Below are 25520 nucleotides of genomic sequence, written 5' to 3'. Positions count from 1 at the left end.
TGTAAATTTGGAATAGACTATTTTTAACTAATAACGACACTATAACGACAAGTGTCGTTAGTGGAGAAAGAGGGAGGAGAGCAAAGTGCAGGAACACAACAAGAAGAAGCAAGTTCATACCGTTTCTTACATCTGGGTGAAGACCTCATGAAGCAGTACATCGTGAAGCGCCTATTGTCGGGCATCATTGTCCTGTTTGGACTCTCCGTTTTTACGTTTCTGCTCATTCATCTCATCCCTGGTGACCCTGTGCGGATCATGCTGGGGCAGCGGGCGACTGTCGAACAAATCGAGTCGCTTCGCGGAGAGCTGGGCTTGAACAAACCATTAGTCGTTCAGTATCTCGACTATGCTTCCGGCGTTTTAAAAGGGGATCTCGGTACTTCCCTGAAAACGGGCCGACCTGTCAGCACAGAAATTGCGGATCGTTTTCCCGCGACAGCAAAAATGGCAGTAGCCAGCCTTGTAGTAGCAGTTGTGATCGGTATCGGGTTGGGTGTCCTAGCGGCGAAATACAAGGATACACCCATCGACGGAGCGATTATGACCTTTTCCACCTTTGGGATGTCTATACCCGGCTTTTGGTTGGGTTTACTCGTCATACTTGTATTCTCCGTTCATTTGGGCTGGTTTCCGATAGCGGGAGGGACGGGGCTAAAAGACATGGTTCTTCCAGCGTTTACCTTGGGGACATTGCTGGCGACGGCACTCAGCCGACTCACTCGTGCTGGTATGGTAGAGGTTTTGTCCAATGACTATATCCGAACAGCACGTGCCAAAGGGATGAATGAACGAGTTGTGCTGCTACGGCACGCTTTTCGCAATGTGATGATTCCAATTGTGGCTGTCATTGGTCTGGAACTGGCTGGCTTGCTTGGCGGGGCTGTGATTATCGAGCAGGTTTTTGGCTGGCCGGGAGTGGGGACTTTGGCGATTCAAGCGATTAGCTCGCGGGATTTTCCGATGATTCAAGGAACGACGCTGTTTATCGGAGCTGTGTATGTCCTCGTTGTCATTTTAATTGATGTCCTGTACGCGCTTCTCGATCCCCGCATTGACTATGCCGCGAAGGAGGGGGTGTAGCATGTTCTGGAGCAGACAATGGTCTATGCCTCGTTTGGAATTATGGGAGAAGATCATGCAGCAAAAGAAAGCGAAATACAGCTTCCTGATGATGCTCTGCATTGTTTTGCTGGGAATCATCGGGCCGTGGATTGCTCCGCATGACCCTACGAAAGCGTACTACGAAGCGTTTATGCAAGGCCCGTCGAAAGACTTTTGGCTAGGGACAGATGCGATTGGCCGCGATATTTTATCCCGGATGCTGTACGGAACTAGAGTGACGCTGACCGTAGCTGTGCTGGCGTCTGTCATGACGTTTGTAGCAGGAACGCTGATTGGTGTGACATGTGCTTACCTCGGAGGAATCGTCGACAATCTGATCATGAGAATCATGGATATCATGCTGGCGTTGCCCGGCATTGTACTGGCTCTCGCCATTGTAGCTGTACTCGGACCGAGTCAGGAAAATGCGATGATCGCGATTGGAATATCATCGATTCCGGCCTTTTCGATTCTGATCCGTGGTGCGGCACTCTCGATCAAGCAATCCGGCTATGTGGAAGCAAGCCGCTCCATCGGCAGCTCGAATTGGTGGATCATTACGCGCCAGCTCATTCCGAACATCTCCAATGTGCTGATCGTCTATACGACCATGTTTATAGGCAGTGCGATTTTGGGGACCTCGGCACTGGGCTTTATCGGTTTGGGTGCGCAGCCTCCTACACCGGAGTGGGGAACGATGCTGAATGAAGGGAAAAATTACTTGCGAGAGGCTTGGTGGCTCGCTACTTTTCCCGGTCTTGCGATTACGGCGGTCGTTTTTACGGTGTATCTGCTCGGGGATGCATTGCGCGATATCTTTGATCCCAAAGCATAGTTGACGAGCTTCCGTTCCCGAAAAAGGAGTGAGTAACGTGACAAATATGTTGGAAGTGACAGGATTGACTACCACGTTTTCAAAAAATGAAAAGGTTTTCAAAGTAGTGGACAATCTTTGTTTGCAGGTCAAAAAAGGTGAATCGGTCGGGATCGTCGGAGAATCAGGTTGTGGAAAAAGCGTTGCCTCCCTATCCATGATGCGCTTGCTCAGTAAAAACGGAAGCATTGAAGGCCGTATTCAACTGGACGGAGCCGATCTCTTGCGCTATAGCGAAAAAGAGATGCAGAAGATCAGAGGAAAAGAGATCGCCATGATTTTTCAGGAGCCGATGACTTCATTGAATCCGGTACTGACCATCGGCAAGCAATTGAGCGAAGGGCTGGAAAAGCACGAGGGAATGAACCGAGTCCAATCGAGACAAAGAGTGCTCGAGCTGTTGACGCAGGTAGGCATTTCACGTGCCGATGAAATTTATCACGAGTACCCGCATCGTCTGTCAGGGGGGATGCGGCAGCGTGTGATGATTGCGATGGCGATTGCCTGTCATCCAAAGCTGTTGATAGCGGACGAACCGACGACGGCGCTAGACGTAACGATCCAGGCGCAAATATTGGATGTCATGAAAACAATCCAAAAAGAGTTGGGCATGTCGCTCATCATGATCACGCATGATTTGGGCGTCGTCGCCGAGACATGTGACCGGGTACTGGTGATGTATGCGGGGCAGGTCATTGAAGCGGCTGATGTTCGCACACTGCTGCGTAGCCCCAAGCATCCGTACACCATGGGCTTGATCAAATCAACGCCGCATAATGCCAAAGGTCAGAAGAGATTGCACAGTATCGCGGGAAGTGTGCCGACCCCCGATCGTTATCCGCAGGGATGCCGCTTTGCTCCGCGATGCGAGAAGGTGATGGCTGTCTGTTTAGAAAAAAATCCCCCGTTGCTGGATGTGGATCAACAGTCGGAGTGCCGTTGTTGGCTGTATCGAGAGAACAGGGAAAGTCCGGCGGTGAATGGATGAAGACGCCTCTTTTACAAGTGAAGAACCTGAATAAGAAGTTCCTTGTCCGCAAAGGGTGGTTTCAGCAGCCGAGTTACGTGCATGCCGTCCATGGAGTGAACATAACTGTCAACGCAGGTGAAACGTTGGGGATCGTAGGAGAGTCAGGCTGTGGCAAGTCAACACTGGGCAGATGTATTTTGCGCTTGGTCGAGCCGACAGACGGCGAGATCGTGTTCGAGGGTCAAAATATCCGCGGCTTACAGAAGGCAGACATGCAAAAGCTGCGGCGTGATATGCAAATGGTGTTTCAAAATCCATTTGATACGCTCAATCCAAAGCTGACGATCCAGCACATTTTGTCAGAGCCGTTGATTGCCCATGGTATCCCAAAGCGCGAGCGAGCAGCCATGGTCGAAGAGACGCTAGAGATCGTCGGTTTGAACAATAGTCATTTGTCGCGATACGCACATGAGTTTTCCGGGGGACAAAGGCAAAGAATCGGGATCGCTCGCGCCTTGATGCTCAGGCCAAAGCTCATCATAGCTGACGAGCCTGTGTCTGCTCTCGATGTATCGATCCAATCGCAAATTCTCAATTTGATTCAGGATTTGCAGGAGCAGTTTTCGCTCACGTATCTTTTTATCTCGCATGACTTGAGTGTCGTCGAGCATATCGCCGATCGAGTAGCAGTGATGTACTTGGGAGAAGTGATTGAGCTGGCGAAAAAAGAAGAGCTGTTTCAACGTCCGATGCATCCCTACACACAGTCGCTTCTCTCCGCCATTCCTATCACGGATCCTGACGAGAAAAAAGAGCGGATCATGTTAACAGGAGATCTGCCGTCTCCATCCAATCCACCGAAGGGCTGCAAGTTTCATCCGCGCTGTTGGGCGTGCATGGACGTGTGCAAGACAGAAGCCCCTCTATTAACAGAAGCAGACGGCAGACTGGTTGCGTGTCATCTCTATGAAAAATAAGGGAACAGGAGTGATAGATAGATGTTGGACCCACGCCTTACGAAGCTGGCGAATGTGCTGGTAAATTACTCGACGAATGTGCAGCCGGGAGATAATGTGCTGATCGATGCGATGGAGGTGGACGCTGCTCTGATAAAGGAGCTAATCAAAGCAGTTTCGCGAGCAGGCGGGCATTCTTTTGTGAACCTGCGTGAATCCTCGATTAGTCGTCAGTTATTGCTAGCGGGAACAGAGGAGCATTTCCGTTTAGGGGCAGAGATGGACAAAGAACGAATGGAAAAAATGCAGGCGTGCATCATCATCGAGGGTGGGCTGAACATCAATGAAGTGTCTGATGTCCCTGATGAGCAAATGAAGCTGGCTACATCCTTTTTCAAAGAAGTAAGTATCGTGCGTCTCAAAAAGAAATGGGTCTATCTCCGTTATCCGACGCCTTCCATGGCACAGCTGGCGAATAAGAGTACAGAAGCGTTCGAACAGTTTTACTTCGATGTCTGCACAATGGATTACGCCAAAATGGCAAAAGCCATGCAGCCGCTCAAGGAGCTGATGGAGCGAACTGACCGCGTGAAAATCACGGGACCTGGCACAGAGCTGACCTTCTCCATCAAAGGCATTCCAGCCATTCCGTGTCCGGGGCACTACAACATACCAGACGGTGAAGTATTTACGGCCCCTGTTCGCGATTCGGTGAACGGTGTCCTATCGTTTAACACGCCCTCGCCTTATCAAGGCTTTACCTTTGAAAAAGTACGGCTGGAGTTTGTGGACGGAAAGATCGTTCACGCCACAGCCAATGATACGGAGCGCTTGAACAACATTTTGGATACAGATGAAGGTGCCCGGTACATTGGGGAGTTTGCTTTGGGAGTGCACCCGTTCATTCGGGAGCCCATGCAGGATATTTTATTCGATGAAAAAATCGACGGCAGCTTCCACTTTACCCCGGGACGATGCTATGACGAGGCATCCAATGGCAACAAGTCGAACATCCATTGGGACATGGTCATGATTCAACGCCCGGAGTACGGTGGCGGTGAGATTTGGTTCGATGACCACTTGATTCGCAGAGACGGACGCTTTCTTTTACCGGAGCTTGCACCACTTAACCCGGAAAACCTGAAGTAACTGGAGGAGCATGAGGCATGACACATGGAATCGACGCGCATTTTGACCTTTTGCTGGATGTCGCTATTCAACGCGAGCATGGCAGGCGAAAAGTTATTGAAACGGATTACTTGCCCGATTTCGTGGCGGGCGGGGTGGATACGGTTGTCGCAGCGATTTTTATTGACAACAAATTCCTGCCGGAGATGGGCTTGAGAAAAGCACTGCAACAAATCAGCGCGTTGCACGCAGAGGCAGATGAATCGCCTGATAAAATCATGGTTTGCAAAAGTGTGAGCGATATCGAGACCGCGAAGCGACAGGGGAAAATTGGTTTTGTGCTCTCTCTGGAAGGCGCGGAACCGTTATATAATGATCTGAGTATGCTCCGTGTTTTTTACGAGCTGGGCGTGCGCCTTATGGGTCTCGTGTGGAGCAGGCGGAATTTCGTTGGAGATGGCAGTCATTTTAGTCCGGTACGGGAAGGACGCAAGGGCGGGCTCACCGAGTTCGGCATCCGCGTCGTCGAAGAGGCAGAAGCAATGGGGATCATCATTGATGTCAGCCATCTGAATGACGAAGGGTTCTGGGATCTGATCGAGGTAGCGCGTAAGCCCATCATCGCTTCTCATTCCAATTGCCGGACATTAGCGAGCTCCATGCGCAATCTGACAGATGAGCAAATCAGGGCGATCGCATTCACCAATGGCGTTATTGGCATCAATGGCGTCAATCTGTTCGTAGGGGACACAGACGACCAGGCTGATATTGAGCACATGATCAACCACGTCGATCACATCGTGAAGCTGGTTGGTGTTGAACACGTCGGACTGGGTCTGGACATTATCGAGCCATTTATGAAATACGATTCTCCGGGCGTGTTTATCCAAGCAGGACGCAAAGATTTTGATGTCGTAAAAGGACATACCAAGGTTCTGGAGCTTGTGCGTGCTCTTGCCAAAAGAGGATACAAGGATGAAGCGATTGAGCGTATTTTGGGAAAAAACTTCATCCGCGTGTTCAAGGATGTGTGGAAATCATAGAGAGATGAGGGAGTGGAACATTGACCATTACGATAGCGGTAATCTCTTCGGAAGAATTTTTGCCAAGGATCTTGAAGCATACCCAATCCATCGATTACATTCAACTGACCTCGTATACATACCAGAATCCAAAAGAGAGCGTTGCGTTGCTTGATCAAATCCATGACTGCGACGTGCTGCTTTTTGCTGGCCCACTTCCTTATTTTTTTGCCAAGGAAAAGGTAGAGCAAAAGAAGCTGCCTGCTGTGTACATCCCGATCGATGAATATACCATTTCCCTCTCTTTGTTTCATACCTTGCTGAACGTACCAGGAGGACTGGACCGCATCTCGATAGATTTGCCAAAAGCGGAGTATATTGAGAAGGTCGCTGATGAATTGGGCATTATTTTTACGCCTTGGTATGTAAAAGACTACAGTGAGATTATCGAAGAAGGCGGGACGAAATTTGACGTAGAGGAGATTATTCAGTTCCACAAGGAGCTTTGGGAACAGAAACAGAGTCATTTTGCTTTAACTGGCGTTGATTACGTATATCGTCAATTGCGTGAGATGAACATTCCTTCCGCATCGCTCGTCAGTCCCGATAAAAATATTCGCGATGCCGTCAATCAAGCCATTGCTTATGGTCAATTGAAAATTAGCAAAAACTCGCAAATCGCCGTGGGAATTGCAGCGATCCAGCAAAATGATGGCCCGCCAGTAGAAACACAATGGCAGGATGCGACGATTATTTTGCTGCAAGAGCTGCTGGAGCTAGTCAAAGAGACGGACGCTTCCATTCAAAAATTGGGACTGGATCAATTCATCATCTATGGTACGAGAGGCAGCATCGAGCAAATGATTGAATTCGGGAAGATCATGCAAGTAGTGGGCAATGTCGACCTGCTTGCCAAAGTGACGGTTGCTATCGGGTTTGGTTTTGGCCTAACCGCGAAAGAGGCTGAGGCCAACGCGCGCATTGCGATTTATCATGCCCAGAAAACAAAGGAAAGCAGTGCGTATCTGGTGACGGATGAAAAAGAAGTGATTGGGCCGTTGAACACCGAATCGAAGAGCTTCCAATTAAAAAGCGAGAACAAGGAAGTGCTGGAGATCGCGGAGAAGACTGGCGCAAGTGTCGCTACTATCACGAAAATCATGCAGTATGTCAAGCTTCGCCGCGATAACCGCTTCACCGCTTCCGATTTAGCCGAGTACCTCCAGATCAGTCGCCGCAGCTCAGAAAGAACCTTGAAAAAGCTGATCGAGCATCAGGTCGTAGAGATCGTCGGAGAAGAACAGCCGTATCAGCAAGGACGCCCGCGGGCTGTGTATCGCCTTAATCATCCATGATTCTCCTCATGTAACATCAACCTGTCCCGGATTTCCGTTTGCGAAGGCAATCCGGGCCCCCCCTCATGTAAGAAGCAATCCGACCTAATTAGCGACTATATACCGACGTAAGTAGGCTTCGAATGGAAAAGACTCGAAAAATGGAGGTCGCGACATGCTATCAGAACAGTTAAAGAGCCAAATTCGCATCGTTTTACTCATGGGAGTACTCGTCTTTTCCATCGTTGGCTGTAGCTCTGCTCCCACTCCGGCTACAGATGAGAAGCAAGCAAATCAACCAGCAAAAGTCTCCCAGCCCAAAAAGGGTGGGACGATCACCATGGGCTACCAGATGGAGCCAGATACGCTGGACCCACAAAAGACGTCGTTGCCAGCGGGAAATTTTGTTGGGGGCATGTTGGGGGGAGCTTTGCTGATCCTCGATCCTTTTACGCTGGAGTTGAAGCCGCATCTGGCTGAATCGTATACAATCTCGGACGACGGCAAGACCGTGACGTTCAAGTTGCGTCCTGGCGTGAAGTTCCATGATGGAACACCGCTCACTGCGGAAGTTTTTAAGCAAAGCTATGAACGTGCTCTCGATCCGAAAACAGCCTCGCCGGTTACGGGACCGGATGTATCTTCGATCAAATCTATTTCAGCTCCTGATGACTCCACATTGATCTTTCATTTAGATAAGCCCTCTGCTTCATTACTTTCTAACTTGTCATATGGCGGCTACCAGCAACCCATTTCCATAGAGGCACGGAATAAATACGGAAATGAGCTGGGGCGCAATCCTGTCGGGGTAGGTCCGTGGAAATTCGAGAGCTGGAAAACAGGCGAATCAATCACACTGGTACGAAACGACGAGTATAAGTGGGCAGCTCCTTTTGCTCTGAATCAAGGACCTGTGAGACCCGACAAGTTCGTTCTGAAATTTATTCAAGACGACCAGACCATGATGGCTGCTCTCGACAGTGGGACGATTGATATTGCCACTGTACCCCCGAAAAATGCGAAGAAATACAAGGATCACAAAGATTTTACGGTGTTGGAAGGAATGCAGCCTACAGAGTACTTTATTGGGATGAATTTGGAAAATAAAGCGTTGCAAGATGTCCGCGTGAGAAAGGCACTGAACCTGGCGATCAACAAAGACGCATTGATCATAGCGGATTTGCAAGGAGAGGGGGTGCCTGTCTACGGACCGATCCCGCCAACGATGATCGGATACGATGCAGCAGTAGAGCAGTACGGCTACAAGTACAATGCTGATCAAGCCAGACAACTGCTGGAAGAGGCAGGATGGAAGCCAAACGCGCAAGGGATAAGGGAAAAGAATGGGGAAACGCTCAGCCTGACGATGCTCATCGAAGATTCAAATCCTGGGCATCAGCTGGTGCAAAGCATGTTCAAAGACATTGGCGTCGAATTGCATATCCAAAAGTATGAATCTGCGACAGCTCTTGAACAGGCACTGAAGGGCGAGTTCGATTTGTTCTCAACGAGTCATGGCAGCGTCGATCCAGATATTTTGCACTTGCTACTGCATTCGAGTCAGATCGGGGGCTTAAATTTCTTTCGCCTCAGTGATCAACAGCTCGATAGCCTGCTAAATAAAGGACGAACGACAACAGATCAAGTACTGCGACAGCAGGTTTTTGCGGACATTCAAAAAAGAATCGTGGAACAGGCCTATTGGATTCCGCTCTATTCTGCAAAAACATTCGTGGTCGTCAGTAACCGGATTCAAGGCGTCAAGCCAAATCCATTAGCATCTTTGATTATTCAGGACATGTGGGTGAACGAGTAGGGCATGGCATGACAAGACAACATTCGAAAGAGGTGGAAGAAATGAGACAGCCAGGCTGGTTAGCAGAGTGGGGAGAACTGGTTGAAAAAGAAATGAAGGAAGGCAGAGTTCCGGGCTTCGTCATGGGTGTGAATTTGAATGGACAGAGCCTGTTTCGCAAGAGCTTTGGCTATCGTGATCGTGAAAAGGAACTCGAAATCACTCCTGATACCGTGATGGGTTTGGCCTCCGTTACGAAGTCCTTTACATGCATGGCGATCATGCAGCTACAGGAAGCGAAGAAGCTCTCTGTTCATGATCCGGTGATCAAATACCTACCCGAATTTCGTACCCCGGATCGTCAAAAAACGGAGCAGATGACGATCCACCATTTTATGACGCACACGACGGGCATACCGCCTCTGCCGATTGATAATCTGGCAATTCGCAACTCCATGCTCGATGACATGCCTGACGAGGATAACCCGATTCACCGGTACTTGAAAAAGGAGTACCAGAAACCGATCTACACATTCGAAGAGCTAATGGAAGCTCTTGCCCTGGCGGAATATGAGCTGGTGGGCTCTCCAGGGGAATTGTTCAGCTATTCGAATGATTGCTACTCTCTCTTGGGAGCGGTCATAGCCAGAGTGAGTGGGAAGTCGTATGACGAGTATGTCAAAGAGCATATTTTGGAACCAGCAGCCATGAAGAGCAGCACCTTTCTTCTGAGCGATCTGCCACACCTGCCGGATGTAACGACCATCTATCATTTCAAAGAGAGCAATGGCGTATCCGAGATTTACCCTGATCCCAATTGGGAGGATGGGCTACTCGTAGCGGCATCGGGGCATTTGAATTCAACCGTGCATGACATGTTGAACTACGCTGAAATTTTTCGTACAGGCGGATGTGTGGGCAAGGAACGGATTTTATCGGAGGAGAGCGTCAAACAAATGATTTACCCGCATGTCCAGAACAGCTACAGCAGGTACTACGGGTATGGCTTATCCATTCAACCCGACTACTATGGGGGTACCTTGATCAAGCACGGTGGAGCAATCAAAGGTGTCGCCGCCCATCTAGCGATTGTTCCGGAGCGGGGTATTACATCCATGGCTTTGGCCAATTTGGTCGGAAGCCCCGTCGAAAAAGCCACTCTGACTGCACTGCATGCCTTAGAAGGGCGTCCATTGAATACGCCGCAGTACCAATTCGAGACATACAGCGTCCCTCTTGCCCAGTTAGGAGAGTATGTCGGTCGATACGTCAGTGGGGAAGGAATGGATATCATCGTATATGTGGTAGAGGGTGTCCTGATGATGATAGATAAGACATCGGATGCGTTTGGTGGAAAACAACTGAACTATCCATTGCGACCAATTGGAGAGCATCAATTTATTACCGATAGAGAGGGAAGCGAGCTGACAGTTGGCTTTGTAAAAGGCGAAGACGGCTCTGTAAAAGCCATGTCCCTTTATTATCGAATTATTCCACGAGTAGCAGCTACGGAGGGTAGTCGAATATGAAAATAACATCTGTAAGCGTTCATGCCATCAGGTTGCCGCTAAAACGCCCATTTATTATCGCGTACGCCTCATATGAGGATATGCCGTCCATTATTGTAAAAGTGGAGACAGACAATGGTTTGGTCGGATTAGGCGAGGCGGTACCGGATCAAAATGTCACCGGAGAGACGTGGGAGTCTACCTATACGATGCTCGTTCAAAACCTGGCGACTGTTGTGATCGGTGAGAATCCATTTGATATCGAGAGAATCCACGAGAAGATGAACCAGGCTGTCTGGGGAGCCCCAGCAGCAAAAGCCGCCATCGATATCGCTTGCTACGATCTGATGGGCAAGGCTGCTGGTCAACCTGTTTATCATTTCTTGGGCGGAAAATATCACACGACTCTTTCCTTCCCCTATGTGTTAAGCATATTAGAGCCAGAGGTCATGGCAGCTGAAGCTAGGCAAGCAGTGGCAGATGGGTATGACACGATCAAAATAAAGGTGGGAGCTGATCTTCGGACAGATATCCAGCGAATCCGGGCTGTTCGGCAGGCAGTTGGCCCTGATGTAGGACTGCGGGTGGACGCCAACCAAGGTTGGGAGAACCGTGCGAACACCTTGCTTGTTATGAAACAGATTGAGGATTGTCACATTGATTGGATGGAGCAGCCTGTCTTGGCAGATGATCTCGATGCGCTGGCGGATATTCGCAGGCAAACGACCATTCCCATTATGGTAGACGAAGGATTGCACGGGACGAAGGAAATGCGGGAAGTCATCGCGAAGAAAGCTGCAGATAAAGTAAACATCAAACTGATGAAAAGTGGAGGGATTTATCCTGCTCTCAAATTGGTGAATCAGGCGGAAATGGCCGGGATGGAGTGTCAAATCGGTTCGATGCTGGAGTCCTCGATTGGCAGTGCAGCGGGTGCACATTTGTCACTGGCGAAAAAAAACATCATTTCCAACGAGTTGGCAGGACCTACGATCATTTCGCGGGATGTAGCTCAGCTTGCGATTCATGGAAGTCAAATAGTCGTGACAGATCAGCCGGGCTTAGGATTAGTGCTAGACGAAGCGGTGCTTGCCGGTATAACGGATAAGTCAGAGCAGGTCATCGGAGCGAAGCGGCAACCCGTATAGGGAGAGGACTGAATGCAAAATACGCGCATAGAAATTGTCGAGTCATTGACAGATAGCCAGCTTCAGATGATCAAGGCAATGGAGCAGGAGGCCTTTGGCCCACATGGAGCGATTGATGAATGGGTGCTCGTACCACTGGCGAGACATGGCTGCGTTGCACTTTTCATGGAAGCAGAGGAGGCGCGTCCTGTTGGGGTGTGCCAGCTTTTGAGGGATTTTCGTCGGCCGGACAAGTGCTACATGTATGGGTATTACATCCGAGCAGATCGGAAAGGGATGGGTTATGGGTTCTCTTTCTTGAACCGATTGCTGGAGAAATTGCGTGAGGATGGGTTTCGTCAGATTTGCCTGACGGTAAGCCCAGATAATACTGGAGCAGTCGGACTCTATCAAAAAGCAGGCTTTGCGGTTATCGAGACACGGATAGCGGAATATGGAAGTGGAAACGATCGCTATTATATGGTGAAAACGCTATAGAAGGGGAGTCGCTACAAACATAAGCGTAGACATTTTTCTCTTTTGTTTGTTGGAGATTTATTGGCCCTGTACTCGTTGTAACCCAACAGAAATTAGGCACCGGACATGTTCCGGTGTTTTTTTGTGTGCTTGACAATTACAAAACAACGGTTCATTATGTTTATTAAATAATAAACAAAAACGGATTTTGTCTATTTAATATCAGTTATTGAAAAGTGAGGGGAACACAATGAATCGCGAAGAACTGAAACAACAGTATAAAGAGTCGGAAACGCAGGCAGGGGTGTATCAGATCAAAAACACCCAAAACCTAAAAGTCTGGATCAGCGCCACCCGCAACCTCAAGACGATGAACGGAAAGCTGTTCACTCTCAAAATGGGTTCGCACATAAACAAACAGCTTCAACAGGAATGGAATGAATACGGAGAAGAGGCATTCGTCTTTGAAGGGTTGGAGGTTTTGAAAAAGAAGGAAGGCGGATTCTTTGATGAAAAGGATGCCCTGAAGAAACTGGAACAAAAATGGCTCGACCAGCTCCAGCCATACGGAGAGCGCGGATACCACCAGGAAAAAAAGAAAGAACAATAATCAAACGAAAAGAGGGAAAGAAAATGAAAATACCTACTACCTTGAACCATAAACCTGTTGTGGTGTCGGATAACTATGAGCGCGTGGATGGCAGATTAGCCAGGAATACAGATGCGAAAGCACTTTCTCTGGGAGTGGCAGAGGGCAACTCCAGAAGGAAGGTCGATCTATTGGCCAAAGTATGGAGACACACGGGAGAAGAATGGTCAAAACAATCGGAGGAACTGCCTCTCCATCGCGTTCTGGACATGTCCATATTGATTTGTCGGTCTTTGGCCCATTTTCGCGACGCATACAGATATGAGCATTATTATGATCCGCAGGAGCCCGTCATTGACCGGGTTGCCCTGCAAGGGGATGCAATGAACGTAGCGATATGTACGGACAATGAGAGTCTTCATGAAGACATTAAGCTGTTCAGCCAAGCGCTGAGCAACGACGGTGAGATGATCGGCGAACGTCTGCGCACATTATCAAGACTATTAAAGGATATGGGGTATTGAAATGTTTTCCAATGTTTATGTTCGAACGATTGTCCTCTCCCGCGTGCTGCTGCATTTGGGGATTTGGATCCGGAATTATGCCGTTCTTCTTTTCGTTAGCGAAATGACGAATAATAATCCGGTTTATGTATCACTGATTTCGGTCGCGGAATTCGCACCCATTTTTTTATTCGGCCTGATTGGCGGAACTTTTGCTGACCGATGGCGACCGAAGCGGACAATGGTTTGGAGCGATCTGCTGTCTGCCGTGTCCGTCGGGGCTGTGCTGCTTGCACTTATGAATGGAGGATGGATAGCACTGCTCATCGGAACCTTTATTTCCGCCAGCTTGTCTCAATTTTCTCAGCCCTCGGCCATGAAACTGTACAAGCGTCATGTGCCAGCTGAACAACTGCAGGGCGCGATGGCCATGTCCCAAACGCTTGTTGCTGTCTTTACGGTTTTAGGTCCGGTCATCGGCACGTTTATTTTCATCCAGTTTGGAATTACAGTCTCTCTGATTTTGACAGCCGTTTTGTTCCTGGGTTCTTCCCTGATATTAGCGACGCTTCCCCGTGACGCGGAGGAACCGAAGTCTGAGGATGCTGGCGGCTTCATCAAGGAATTGAAGGCCGGACTGCGCTACATCGGGTCCAATCAATCCTTGCGAATTCTCTGTTTGACTTTCTTCGTTGTCGGATTGGCGTCAGGTCTGACACAGCCGCTTCAAATCTTCCTTGTCATCGAGAATTTGGGACAGGACAAACAATTTTTGCAGTGGTTGGTTATGACCAACGGGTTAGCCATGTTGGCAGGAGGAGCAATCATTATCGGGATAGCCAAAAAGGTAAGGCCACAGATGCTGCTCATGGTAGGCTTGCTTGTCTCTGCGGTTTGCACGATGGTAGTAGGGGCTACCACAACGATTTGGTTGATGATTGTTCTATTAGTGATCAGTGGTTTCTTTTTCCCTTGTATTCAAAGCGGAATCCAGACGCTGATTGTACGGAACACAGAAGGGGCATTTATGGGCCGGGTATCTGGTGCGATCACCCCTGTTTTTATGGGGATGATGGTGATTGGCATGTTTATCTCCGGCTATTTAAAGGAGACGTTCTCGCTGGTTGCGGTATATGTGGTGAGCGGGGTTTTGATTATGATCGGTGCGGCTTTGCTGTTGCCTCTTCTTGTTGAGAAAAGGAGCAAAGATGTGAAGGAATCCGCACTATGAGGAGAGGAGAAATATGATGACCGAAAATGAAAACGATCATTTGTCACCCGAAAGACAGCTGACAGATGCAGAAAAAAAGCTCGTTTGGAAAAAGCCAATCACGCATAGGGTCAGTGAAGAAGAACGGCGCATTAGTAAAGAAATCAAACGCAACTGGAATCGCGGGGAAATGAAGATCGCCAATATATTGTTAGAAGGTGACGCCGGTTCTGGGAAAACACAACTAGCCAAAGCATTATCGGCTAATTTCGGGCTGCCGTATACGAAAGTGACTTGTTTTGCTGATATGGATAAATCGGATATTATTGGCGCTATATTGCCTGTCATTTCTTCTGAACGTCTCGAGAAAATGGAGCCTGCCGAGCAAGCGGTATGGAAAGCTTTATATGAAAGCGATGGGCTCCAAAGCATATCTGAAATTTTAATGGATGCACTGGGGATTACACAGGAACGGGCTGCCTTAAAGATGAAGCAATTACTGAAGCGTGCAGCAGCGGAAAACACCGATGGTGAAGCGATTGAGTACCGATTTTACCCTTCGGAGATCGTCAGAGCCTATCAAAAGGGTTACCTGCTGGAAATCCAGGAACCAAACGTTATTCGCGATGCTGCGGTGTTAATGGCATTAAACTCTGCCTTGGAGCTGGATGGCAGCATCAATCTTCCTACTGAGATCATACGCAGGCACCCAGACTTCATCGCGGTTATCACAACAAACCGCAGTTATGCGGGAACCAGACCGTTAAACGAAGCGCTGCGCGACAGGGTTCAGCATACGGAAAAGATGGACCTGCCGACTAAAGAAATCATGATCGAACGTGTAATGGCCAAAACCGGTTTTCAAGATGGCAAGATGTTGGGTATTTTAGCGGATGTGATTATGGTTTTAGACAGAACAGCGCGGGCCAATGCGATCAAGGGCGTGGCTGGAATGCGTTCCTTTTTCTACTGGGCAGATGCAATTGCCGCAGGAGCCTCCGCCAAAGAATCTCTTTATCATAAGGTCATCTACAAGATCACAACCGATTCGGAAGAAATAAAACTTCTGGAAGAAGCACTAAAAAATCATGGTTTGCTTGCCAGCCTGGAAGAAGCCGAGACTGAACTAAAAAAAAAACGAAAATTTGACGACGCCGTAGAGATCAGGACATGGGGAGATATAGACGATACGGATTTTGACAAGGACAACCGTCGAGAGGAAAAAGGAATCGCGTTGAAAAAATCTGCTGATAGCAGATCTTCCCGTGTTTCTGATGACTCTACCCATATGGAACGTTCAGGTTTGGGTGAAAATGGCGATCCCAACTATCATCAGGCAAATCCTGAATCCATGTCAGAGGAAGCGAAGCAAAAGGAACGAGATTTCCGTAAAAAGCTGAATCGAGATGCAAGAGGGGTCATTTCCGATTCGATTCATAAAAAAGTGAAGCTCATTGTTCACCGTCCAGACTACGATGAGGAAAACCAACAGGAATATGTTCGTCTTTGTCAGGGACTCATGCCGATTGTGCAAGAGATTGCGAGAAAGACACTTCCGTATCTGGAACATGAGATATCATCCGACTTTGCGAGAAATCGTTACTATGGCAGCAAATTTCAGGCAGACAGCGTTGCTTACAGGGATTACAAGTATTTTGCCAAGAAACGTCCTCCAACGGAATCCCCTTCTCTTGTGGTTGGTCTTAGGGTTGATGAATCCGCATCTATGTCAGCTTACGGGAGATTAGAAGCAGCAAAACGAGCAGTGATCGCGGTATATGAATATTGTCAGCTTTGTCATATCCCCATTTTGATCTACGGCGATACAGCGGATGTTTCCCGATTGGAGCAAATGTCGATCTTTGCCTATGCCGACTTTGATAAAGCGGATGCCAATGATCGCTTCAGATTAATGAGAATTCATGCCAGAAGCAATAATCGCGATGGCATGGCTCTTCGAATAATGGCGGAACGGTTAGCCGCTTCACCCCAAAAGACAAAACTGTTGATTAGCATAAGTGACGGCCAACCGAAAGCAATGGATGACTACACCGGAAGTTACGCTGTTACAGATATGAAACAGACCATCCAGGAATATGAACGAAAAGGAGTCACATTTCTTGCAGCCGCAATCGGTCAAGACAAGGATGTGATTAGCGAAATCTATGGGAATGAAAGATTTTTGGATATTACCAATTTACATGAGTTCCCTGCAAAATTAGTTCGGATAATCGCTCGGTATTTATGATGGAAGCGGGCATCTCTCTCTATCTGTTTCGCAAAGAGAGGATGCCCGCGCTCTGTTATTTTTCAATATACGCGTATTTAAAGTAGGAACCGCCGAGAGGGAAGATCACAAAGTCCTTCACCTTGTCGTTTTTTACATAAGCATTGCCGCGGAAGTGCAGCGGTGCTAGTGGCATTTCTTCCATGAGAATTTTTTCGGCGTCAAACATCAACTGCTTGCGCTTTTGCTCGTCGGTCTCATAGTAGCTCTTATTGAGTAGATCGCGGTATTCCTTGTTGTCGAAGCGAACGACGTTGTTGCCACCCAAGTCCTTGTACATTTCGAGGAAATTGATCGGGTCGTTGAAATCGGCCCCCCATAGCCAGATGCCGAAGTCGTATTTGCCATTTTGGACATCCTCGTTGAACACTTTCCATTCCGAGGTACGAATGTCAATGTCGACTCCCAATGTTTTCTTCCACTCGTCCTGGAGTGCTTGAGCCAATTTCTTGTCCGTTTCTCCAGTGTCGTAGTAATACGTGACCTTAGGGAATTGAGTCAGCCCGAGCTCTTTCATGCCTTCTGCCAAAAGCTGCTTCGCCTTCGTTACATCCTCTTTAAAGTAGCCGTCCGGGTTCAACCCCATGGAAACGGGAACCCAGCCATACGCGGGTGGGACGCCGGTCTGTAGGATGTTATCCACCAATTGCTGTCGGTCGATCGAATACGAAAACGCCTGACGAATTTTTTTGTTGGTAAAAGGGGGCTTTTCTGTATTGAAAATGACAGCTTTGGTGCCGGGATTATCTGCGACGAGCAGCTTGCCCTCTTCCTTGATCTGACCGACTGCATCCGGAGACAAGCCAAAGGAAGGGTAGCCTCCCCAATCCAGGTCACCATTTTCAAACATGGACAGGGCGGTGTTGTTATCCTCGATGATGACAATATGGATCTGGTCCAGCTTGACGTTGGCGCTGTCCCAATAAGTAGGGCTTTTGCTGAAAGAGAGCTTGGATTTGTGCTCCCACGTATCCATGATAAACGGTCCATTGCCGACAATTGTTTTCGCTTCTGTTGCCCACTGGGGATTGCTCTCGATGGTTTTTTTATGAAGCGGATAGTAGGTAGTGAATGAGGTCAATTCGCGGAAAAACGGTGTTGGTGAGCGCAAGGTGAAATCGAGTGTGTAGTCGTCCTTTGCCTTTACCCCGACGTCTTCTGGTTTGCCTTTTCCAGAGTAAAAATCCTCGCCTCCTTTGATATAGAAGAGCTGATACGCGTAGCCGGAAGCAGTTTTGGGGTCGAGATTGCGCTTGATGGCGTACTCAAAATCGTGAGCGGTAACAGGGTCGCCATTGCTCCATTTGGCGTCCTTTCGAATGATAAAAGTAAAATGAGTGAAGTCAGGAGTATGCGTGTAGCTCTCCGCGATGGCGTTGATCATCTGGCCTTGACGGTCGACGGTGGTCAGTCCTTCGAAGGTGAGATTGATCATGTCCATTGAGGTCGAATCTGTTGCAATGCCGGCATCCATCGTAGACGGCTCCCCGGTGATGCTCCATTGCAAGACCATTGGCTCTGATGTAGTAGGCTTTGCTGTCGCTTCCGTTGGAGGGGATGGGAGGTTGTCGGCGGGCTTCGAGCTACAGCCGACCGAGAGACTAAACAACAAAACAGCAGTAGAAATGCCTAGTAGCCACTTGTTCATACTGTCCTCCTGTTAAATTATTAGAAAAATGAGAAAATTTATAGTTCCTCAAAAGAATAATGCACAGCAATCAGACAGTCATTCAACATCATGTATAAATATTCATTGGAAATCACGGGTACATGTTGGAATAAATTCATACAATTTGTCCGTTACTTTATTAATTATCTAGCTGAAGGGACAACAAAAGCCACCCGAAATAGGTGGCTTTGTCATTCGAGAGGAAAAACATATTACTTGTTCATCGGCAAAACACCATCGAGCGTTTTTCTCGTCCAAGGTGTTCCGAGATAAGAAAGCGCCCAGCGGTCAAGACCATACCAGCCCGCAACCTTCCAAGCCAGAACGAGCCAAGTAGCAAAAACAAAAAGAAGTGGGTTGGTGCTGACCGTTCCTGCGAACAGAAAGCTGACGTTCATCAAGCCGCCGAAAAACGCTGCGATCCCTGTCAGGCAGCCGAGAATCAAGCCGAGTCCGACGAGTACCTCACCATAAGCAACGAGGAAGCCGAACACCTTGGCATTTGGCAATACCATATTTTCCAGGAACCAGGCGTACCACCCGGTTACGTCCTTTCCTTCGGCTGCTTTTGCCAAGGAGCCTTTTACGAACCCTTGAATTGCTCCGCCAGCCGCATCTCCCGTCCAGCTATCGGACTGGACTTTTTTCCATCCAGCAGTAATCCATGAATAGCCGACATACAATCTGATAATCAACCAGATCGCAGCGGATTTCGTACTGGTGAACAGAAAGTGTGAAACAGGATTTTCAGGAATAATAATTTCGTTTTGACGGTTTTGCATGTGGGTGTCCTCCTACATACGTTTTGCACATCTTTGTTCGAGCCGATTTTAACATAACAAATGGCGGTACAGTGCGGTTTTGGGCATAAGTTCATACGGTGTTCATTGACACTATAAGCACGGTGTTAATGGTAAATCCTAGTGTATATATTGCCAAAGTACAGTAAACTCATGAAAGGATTGACAAGTTAAGATGTGGTAAATTATGAACGAGTGGTGATGTTACTGTTGGTTATTGTTATTTCTCTGTTTTTACTCTTTATTAATCATCATGTTTATTAGCTCCGTTATCGTACATTTGGATCGTCTGCTGGAGGCGAGAATGCAGGAGAGAGGTCACGCTGAACCGTTAAGAATTAAGGAAGAGATGTAGATCAAGAGTAATAGCAAAAGAAAAAATATCCGATCCAAGCGGACGATTAACTAAGGTTCCAATTAGAAAGGTGCTATTTACAGTCCGGGAATATTCTCCTTTGTTTCGATCTGTAGGAAAGGGTATTTTTGACTATTGAAATCGTAATTCGCAGACAATAGAATGAGGATGCGAACAAAATACCGCAGGATTGTTACTGCTAAGCAGGCAAGACCTGAGACGTGAGATGGGTGAAGTATGGCTATCGCTATACAGTCCCTTACGCGTTTTGGGTCTTTTTTGTGTCCTGTCAATGGAGAAGAGCAGAGTTTTCAATCTCTCAATATTCCCATAATAGGTAACTTTGCTGCAATTCATGATGTAAAGGGAGGATTTAAGAAAATGAGAAAATCCAGCAAACCTAAGTTTAGGAATCTAGCTTTATCCACAGCGATAGCTGCCAATTTGCTTGCAGCCATCCCAGCATTAGCCGCCGATGTCAGTGATGATCACACTTCGATTTGGTCGCGCCAGCAAGCGGAAAAAGTTGCTCTCACGAAAGAGACAACCGCTCCACCGGTCGATTTGGATTTCAAGCTCGTCGCACCGGACCAATGGGTTTGGGACACATGGCCCCTGCAGAACAGAGACGGTTCCCTTGCAACTGTCAAAGGTTACAGAGTCGCTTTCGCCTTGGTCGCTCCGCGCTCTCTGGGTTGGGGTGAACGTCATACGCAAGCAAGCATCGGAATGTTCTACTCGAAAAACGGCAAAGACTGGACATACGCCGGCATTCCCTATAACAAAGACAAAGCGTTAGGTCATATGCAATGGGCCGGAACAGCCATGCTGGATGAGAAAGGCAAAGTCCACCTCTTCTATACGGCAACCGGGGATAAAAACAATTGGGACGAATCCAGATGGGCTCAAACGGCTGAGCAGCGCATCGCCAAAACTACGTTCGATATCGGCGCCGACAAAGATGGCGTGCATCTCACGAACGAAGGTGAACACAAGATCATTCTTGAAGCAGACGGCAAGTACTACGAAACGATTGATCAGTTCAAAGGCAATATCATCACGGCGTTCCGTGATCCGTTCTTCTTCCAAGACCCGAACACCGGCAAAGAGTACATTATTTTCGAAGGCCAGGCCGGCGGTGGCTATTCTTTGAAGCCGGAAAACATCGGTGACGAAGAATACCGTAAAACCCATTCGGTTCCGGCAGGCGCGGAATTGTACAACGGAAATATCGGCATCGCGGAAGTACTTGACCACGACATCACCAAATTGAAACTGCTGCCTCCGCTGCTCGAATCAGTTGGGGCCAACCATCAGATGGAACGTCCGCACGTCGTGGTGAATGGCGATGATTATTACCTATTCACGATCAGCCATACCTTCACCTACGCACCTGGCTTGACCGGCCCAGACGGCGTATACGGTTTTGTCGGGAAGGGTCTGCGAAGTGATTACAAACCGATGAACGGCAGCGGCTTGGTTATCGGGAATCCAGCGGAAAACGGTTACCAAGCGTATTCCTGGATGGTGCTTCCGAACCAACAGGTGATCAGCTTCATTAACGAACCAAAAGATGAGAACGGGGAAGTGAAATTCGGCGGTACCTTCTCTTCAACGTTGAAGGTAAACCTGGAAGGCGACAAATCGGTCATTACCAAAGAGGGAAAACAAGGTGAAATCAAACCGTTCGGCCCGAATCGCTAAGCACGCATAGCCATAAAGGAAAGGGGCGGTAACATGATCCGCAAAAACAAGAAAGCATTGACCGCGCTGGCTTTGGCAACAAGCGTTGTCGCTTCCGGCCTCACTGCGCTCTCGGCGTATGCCGAGGGCGGTGAGCAAACGGTCAACTGGACCCGCGAGCAGGCATCGAAAATCGAGCTGAATCAAGACAATACCTTGCCGTACACTGACATCAGCAAACTGGAGAAATTGGCGCCGGGCTATCACATGTGGGATACGTGGGCACTGACAGACCGTGACGGGAATGTAGCCTCGATCAAAGGCTGGAAAGTGATATTCGCGCTTACCGCACCGAGTGATGTGCTGCCGGGCAAAGTGCACGACATTGCCACGATCCGTTACTTTTATTCGAAAAACGGAAAAGATTGGACGCTGGGTGGCGAGCTGTTCCCGAGCGGATCCGCGCTCGGTTCCCGCCAGTGGGCTGGATCGGCTATGATGGATAACGGCAAAATCCATGCGTTCTACACCGCAACCGGACACAAAGGCGAAGAGCGTTTGACCTATGAACAACGTTTGGCCATGGCTACCGGCGATATCGTCGCGGACAACAGCGGAGTCCGATTCGAAAATTGGGGCAATCACCACATCATTTTGGAGCCGGACGGAAAATACTATCAGACCAAAGAACAAGCGCAGCAGGGTGAAGGCGGGGGGTACGCTTTCCGCGATCCGATGTGGTTCAAAGACCCGCAGACGAAAAAAGAATACCTGCTGTTTGAAGGGAATTCTGGAGGCTCTGCTGCCGACCGCAAGTTGAAACCGGAATATGTCGGCAGTCCTGAATTTGCCGGGCAGCAAAACGTGCCTTCAGGTGCCGTACACGCTAACGGCAACATCGGCATCGCTGAGGTGGAGGGCGGCGATTTTTCCAAAATCAAAATGCTTCCTCCGCTCGTAGAAGCCAACTACGTAAATGAAGAACTGGAGCGCCCGCATATTGTGGTGAAGGATAAAAAGTATTATCTGTTTACCGACAGCCACATCAATAAATATGCGGATGGACTCACCGGACCGGACGGACTGTACGGATTCGTTTCAGACAAGCTGATCGGCGGATATAAGCCGCTGAACGGAAGCGGTTTGGTCTTGGCCAATCCGGCTGATAATCCATACCAAGCATATTCCTGGTTGGTGCTTCCGAACTTGAACGTGGTCGGTTTCGCCCATTTTGGCGATCTGGGCAACATGTCCATCGGCGATGTCGGCAATCAGACTCCGGAATTCCAATTTAGCCACTTTGGCGGAACATTGGCTCCGACGGTGAAGCTGTCGATCAAAGACGATCGCACAAAATTGGAACAAGAGTACGAGCCAGGTTGGATCAAGCAATAAATTAGAATGGTCAACCGAAAGTTGTCGGTTGACCTTCTATTCTTTTCTAAAAACAAGTGACGGTAGGAGGCTGCATACACATGTTTTGGAACACAAAAAATGCCGGGAAAATGCTTTCAGCAGCAGTTATCGGTTTTTCGGCTATTCTAGCCCCGGTTATCAGTTCAAGCGTCTTCGCCCAAGAAACCGCAGCTACATTCGATTGGACGCGCGAAGATGTCAGCAAAATAAAGATGAATGAAGAGAATACAGCACCTGTCATCAACAAGGAGGAGCTTGAGGAACTTTCAGAGGACTTTCTGGTATGGGATACATGGCCGCTGCAAGACCGAAATGGCCATCCAGCAGTTGTCAATGGCTATAAGGTTATTTTTGCTCTGACGGTGCCAAGTGACGTGATTCCTGGCAAACGCCACGATACGGCGGAAATCCGCTATTTCTACGCAAAGGACGGAAAGAGCTGGCAGTTGGGCGGACGTTTGTTTGATGACGGAAAAGCATTGGGTTCAAGGCAATGGGCAGGCTCTGCCATGATTGACAAAGATGGAAAAGTCCATATCTTTTATACAGCGACCGGACGTAAAAATGAAAAAAAACTTACATACGAACAGCGTTTGGCTACGGCTACCGCTGATATCATAACAACCAATGCCTCTGTGGCGTTTAAAAATTGGTCTGAACACAAAATTATCCTGGAACCGGATGGTGAATACTATCAAACAGAAAGTCAGTCCAACCAAGGTGAATCTTCTTACGCCTTCCGTGATCCTTACTTCTTCCAAGACCCAAAGAACGGACAAGAATATATTTTATTTGAGGCCAACTCCGCAGGAACCTTGTCAGAGCGGGCTTGTCAGCCTGACAGTTCAAAACCTTATAATGCGAGTATCGGCATCGCCAAAGCGTCTTCTGACAGTCTGACGGAATTTGAGGCTCTTCCCCCTTTACTGGAAGCCAACTGTGTAAATGACGAGCTGGAGCGTCCAAGCATTATTGTAAAAGGCAATCAATACTATCTTTTTGCAAAAACCCACCATGAAAAGTTCGCGCCAGGTCTCGATGCGCCGGAAGGATTATACGGTTTTGTGTCCGGGTCCTTATTTGGCGGGTATAAACCCCTGAATGGAAGCGGACTAGTGATTTCCAATCCAAAAGACAATCCGTATCAAGCATACTCTTGGATGGTCATGCCAAACGGTACGGTTATTAGCTTTGTCAACTATGTCCATGTAGAGGGAAAAGACATCCAGCAAATTGGCGAACAAACACCAGACTATCAAAAGGAGCATTTCGGTGGAATGCTGGCACCATCTCTAAAAATCTCCATGGCGGATGACAAGACTAGGATTCTTCATGAGAAAAAGCAAGGCGTGTTCCGTTAAAAAACAAGAGAGGTTGGCAATAGAAAGTTTTTGGCGTTCAGTAGTTGCTGAGCGTCTTTATTCTTGTGGACATCCATTCATGATTCTTTCGTTTTCATGGAATGATAAGCGGGACGTAGTCGATTCCCTTATTTATACAAAAGAGGAGGAACAGACGATGGCAAAGCTGATGCAATCAAAAGAGTTTGTTCAAGAGTTGTTGCCTCTGGTAGGGGGTGAGGAAAATATTGCTGACGCTACCCACTGTGCTTCTCGATTACGCTTGCTTCTTCGAAATGAAGAAAAGGCGGATATATCAGCCATCGAAAAAATGGATGGCGTAGAAGGGGTATTTTCCAGGCGCGGACAATTCCAAATTATCTTTGGGACCGGCAGAGTAAACAGAGTGTACAAGGCACTTGTCGAGGCGATCGAGATCGCACAGACAAATCCATCCAAAGAGCGGATGGAGAAGGCGCCAAAGATGAATCCATTCACTCATTTTGTAAAGACACTATCCAACATCTTTTTACCGATTATTCCCGCTATCGTAGTGAGCGGTTTGCTCATGGGGCTTCTTGGTATGGTGAAGGCTTTTGGTTGGATCACGATGGATAGCGCATGGATGAAGATGCTCACCATGTTTTCCAGCTCATCGTTCATTATTCTTCCGATATTAATTGGCTTTAGCGCAGCCAAGGAATTTGGCAGCAATCCCATTTTAGGTGCAGTGATTGGGGGAATATTAACCCACCCGTCATTATTAAACCCTGCAGAGCTGGGGAACAGCACCCCGGAATATATGGATTTGTTTGGGCTTGAAATCGCGTTGATCGGGTATCAGGGTACGGTGATTCCTATCTTGTTGTCGGTATACGTAATGAGCAGGTTTGAAAAACTCCTGCGAAAATTCATACCCCAGTCATTAGATTTATTGCTCATCCCCTTTATCACCATTACGTTTACTGGGATTGTCTCCCTCGTAGCGATTGGCCCTTTGGGCATGATGATCGGGGAGATGATTTCTGGTAGCTTGGAATATGTCTACCAGTATGCTGGACTGGTGGCAGGGTTCCTGTTTGGCGGATTTTATGCGCTATTCGTCGTTACTGGTTTGCATCATAGTTTGCACGCCATTGAGGTAGGGTTGCTAGCCGATCCGAAGGTTGGTGTCAATTTTTTGCTGCCGATCTGGTCCATGGCTAACGTGGCCCAAGGTGGAGCTGCTTTAGCCGTTTTTTTCAAATCGAAAAATGACAAACTGAAGAAGATTGCGATACCTGCTGCTCTTTCGTCCTTTTTTGGCATTATTGAACCCGTGATGTTTGGCATCAATTTGAGGTTAGTCACCCCTTTTATAGGAGCGGCCATTG

General features: G+C 48.2%; 21 protein-coding genes. 19 read left to right on the top strand and 2 right to left on the bottom strand.

Going from position 1 to position 25520, the window contains the following annotated elements; all coding sequences use genetic code 11:
- The first annotated feature begins 147 nt into the window (after positions 1–147).
- The 15 genes from nikB (at position 148) to KB186_RS16385 (ending at position 16845) form a co-directional block, all read left to right on the top strand.
- Positions 148–1083: a nickel ABC transporter permease gene (gene nikB, locus KB186_RS16455; protein WP_173611135.1), complete on the top strand. Its 936-nt coding sequence runs from the start codon at positions 148–150 to the stop codon at positions 1081–1083.
- A gap of 1 nt (position 1084) precedes the next feature.
- Entirely contained in the window at positions 1085–1939 is an 855-nt protein-coding gene (locus KB186_RS16450; protein WP_221868297.1) for an ABC transporter permease, read from the top strand.
- A gap of 37 nt (positions 1940–1976) precedes the next feature.
- A complete protein-coding gene (locus KB186_RS16445; RefSeq protein ID WP_173611137.1) occupies positions 1977–2966 on the top strand; it encodes an ABC transporter ATP-binding protein in 990 nt (329 codons plus the stop codon).
- Positions 2963–3925 carry an ABC transporter ATP-binding protein gene (locus KB186_RS16440; protein WP_173611211.1) on the top strand — a complete coding sequence of 321 codons (963 nt, stop codon included), beginning with the start codon at positions 2963–2965 and terminating at the stop codon, positions 3923–3925. The genes KB186_RS16445 and KB186_RS16440 overlap by 4 nt, the downstream gene beginning before the upstream one ends.
- A gap of 21 nt (positions 3926–3946) precedes the next feature.
- The gene (locus KB186_RS16435; protein ID WP_173611138.1) at positions 3947–5053 is read left to right on the top strand and encodes an aminopeptidase; all 1107 of its coding nucleotides are present in this window, start codon (positions 3947–3949) and stop codon (positions 5051–5053) included.
- A 17-nt stretch (positions 5054–5070) separates the two neighbouring features.
- Positions 5071–6075, top strand: a complete 1005-nt coding sequence (locus KB186_RS16430; RefSeq protein WP_173611139.1) for a dipeptidase — start codon at positions 5071–5073, stop codon at positions 6073–6075.
- Between the two features lie 20 nt (positions 6076–6095).
- Positions 6096–7409, top strand: coding sequence for a helix-turn-helix domain-containing protein (locus KB186_RS16425; protein ID WP_173611140.1), 1314 nt, complete (start codon positions 6096–6098; stop codon positions 7407–7409).
- A 154-nt stretch (positions 7410–7563) separates the two neighbouring features.
- Positions 7564–9204: an ABC transporter substrate-binding protein gene (locus tag KB186_RS16420; RefSeq protein WP_173611141.1), complete on the top strand. Its 1641-nt coding sequence runs from the start codon at positions 7564–7566 to the stop codon at positions 9202–9204.
- An 8-nt stretch (positions 9205–9212) separates the two neighbouring features.
- Entirely contained in the window at positions 9213–10712 is a 1500-nt protein-coding gene (locus tag KB186_RS16415; protein WP_232773994.1) for a serine hydrolase domain-containing protein, read from the top strand.
- A complete protein-coding gene (locus KB186_RS16410; protein ID WP_173611142.1) occupies positions 10709–11839 on the top strand; it encodes a mandelate racemase/muconate lactonizing enzyme family protein in 1131 nt (376 codons plus the stop codon). Before KB186_RS16415 ends, KB186_RS16410 begins: the two co-directional genes overlap by 4 nt.
- 12 nt (positions 11840–11851) lie before the next feature.
- Positions 11852–12316, top strand: coding sequence for a GNAT family N-acetyltransferase (locus KB186_RS16405; RefSeq protein WP_221868301.1), 465 nt, complete (start codon positions 11852–11854; stop codon positions 12314–12316).
- Positions 12317–12545: 229 nt separating this feature from the next.
- Positions 12546–12905 (top strand): GIY-YIG nuclease family protein, encoded by a 360-nt coding sequence (locus KB186_RS16400; protein ID WP_232773993.1) that lies wholly within the window; start codon positions 12546–12548, stop codon positions 12903–12905.
- A gap of 23 nt (positions 12906–12928) precedes the next feature.
- A complete protein-coding gene (locus KB186_RS16395) occupies positions 12929–13408 on the top strand; it encodes a DUF6530 family protein (protein ID WP_173611145.1) in 480 nt (159 codons plus the stop codon).
- Position 13409: 1 nt separating this feature from the next.
- The gene (locus KB186_RS16390) at positions 13410–14618 is read left to right on the top strand and encodes an MFS transporter (RefSeq protein ID WP_173611146.1); all 1209 of its coding nucleotides are present in this window, start codon (positions 13410–13412) and stop codon (positions 14616–14618) included.
- A gap of 13 nt (positions 14619–14631) precedes the next feature.
- Positions 14632–16845 (top strand): AAA family ATPase, encoded by a 2214-nt coding sequence (locus KB186_RS16385; protein ID WP_173611147.1) that lies wholly within the window; start codon positions 14632–14634, stop codon positions 16843–16845.
- 55 nt (positions 16846–16900) lie between these two features.
- Here KB186_RS16385 and KB186_RS16380 read toward each other — a convergent pair whose 3' ends face one another.
- Together KB186_RS16380 and KB186_RS16375 are read right to left on the bottom strand one after the other, a co-directional pair.
- Positions 16901–18532, bottom strand: coding sequence for a peptide ABC transporter substrate-binding protein (locus KB186_RS16380; protein ID WP_173611148.1), 1632 nt, complete (start codon positions 18530–18532; stop codon positions 16901–16903).
- A gap of 233 nt (positions 18533–18765) precedes the next feature.
- A complete protein-coding gene (locus KB186_RS16375) occupies positions 18766–19335 on the bottom strand; it encodes a DoxX family protein (RefSeq protein ID WP_221868304.1) in 570 nt (189 codons plus the stop codon).
- Positions 19336–20089: 754 nt separating this feature from the next.
- Here KB186_RS16375 and KB186_RS16370 point away from each other — a divergent pair.
- The 4 genes from KB186_RS16370 to KB186_RS16355 all read left to right on the top strand — a co-directional run.
- Positions 20090–21412: a glycoside hydrolase family 68 protein gene (locus tag KB186_RS16370; RefSeq protein ID WP_173611150.1), complete on the top strand. Its 1323-nt coding sequence runs from the start codon at positions 20090–20092 to the stop codon at positions 21410–21412.
- Between the two features lie 33 nt (positions 21413–21445).
- On the top strand, positions 21446–22786 hold the full coding sequence (locus KB186_RS16365) for a glycoside hydrolase family 68 protein (protein WP_173611151.1): 1341 nt from the start codon (positions 21446–21448) through the stop codon (positions 22784–22786).
- A gap of 80 nt (positions 22787–22866) precedes the next feature.
- Positions 22867–24168, top strand: a complete 1302-nt coding sequence (locus KB186_RS16360) for a glycoside hydrolase family 68 protein (RefSeq protein WP_173611152.1) — start codon at positions 22867–22869, stop codon at positions 24166–24168.
- Positions 24169–24337: 169 nt separating this feature from the next.
- A partial coding sequence (locus tag KB186_RS16355; RefSeq protein ID WP_232774038.1) for a PTS transporter subunit EIIC occupies positions 24338–25520 on the top strand: 1183 nt, incomplete at its 3' end.

Source organism: Brevibacillus sp. AF8, assembly GCF_021270385.1.
In the GTDB taxonomy this organism is placed as follows: domain Bacteria; phylum Bacillota; class Bacilli; order Brevibacillales; family Brevibacillaceae; genus Brevibacillus.
The sequence above is the reverse complement of the archived record's forward strand: the minus strand, read 5'-3'. Positions and strand labels throughout refer to the sequence as shown.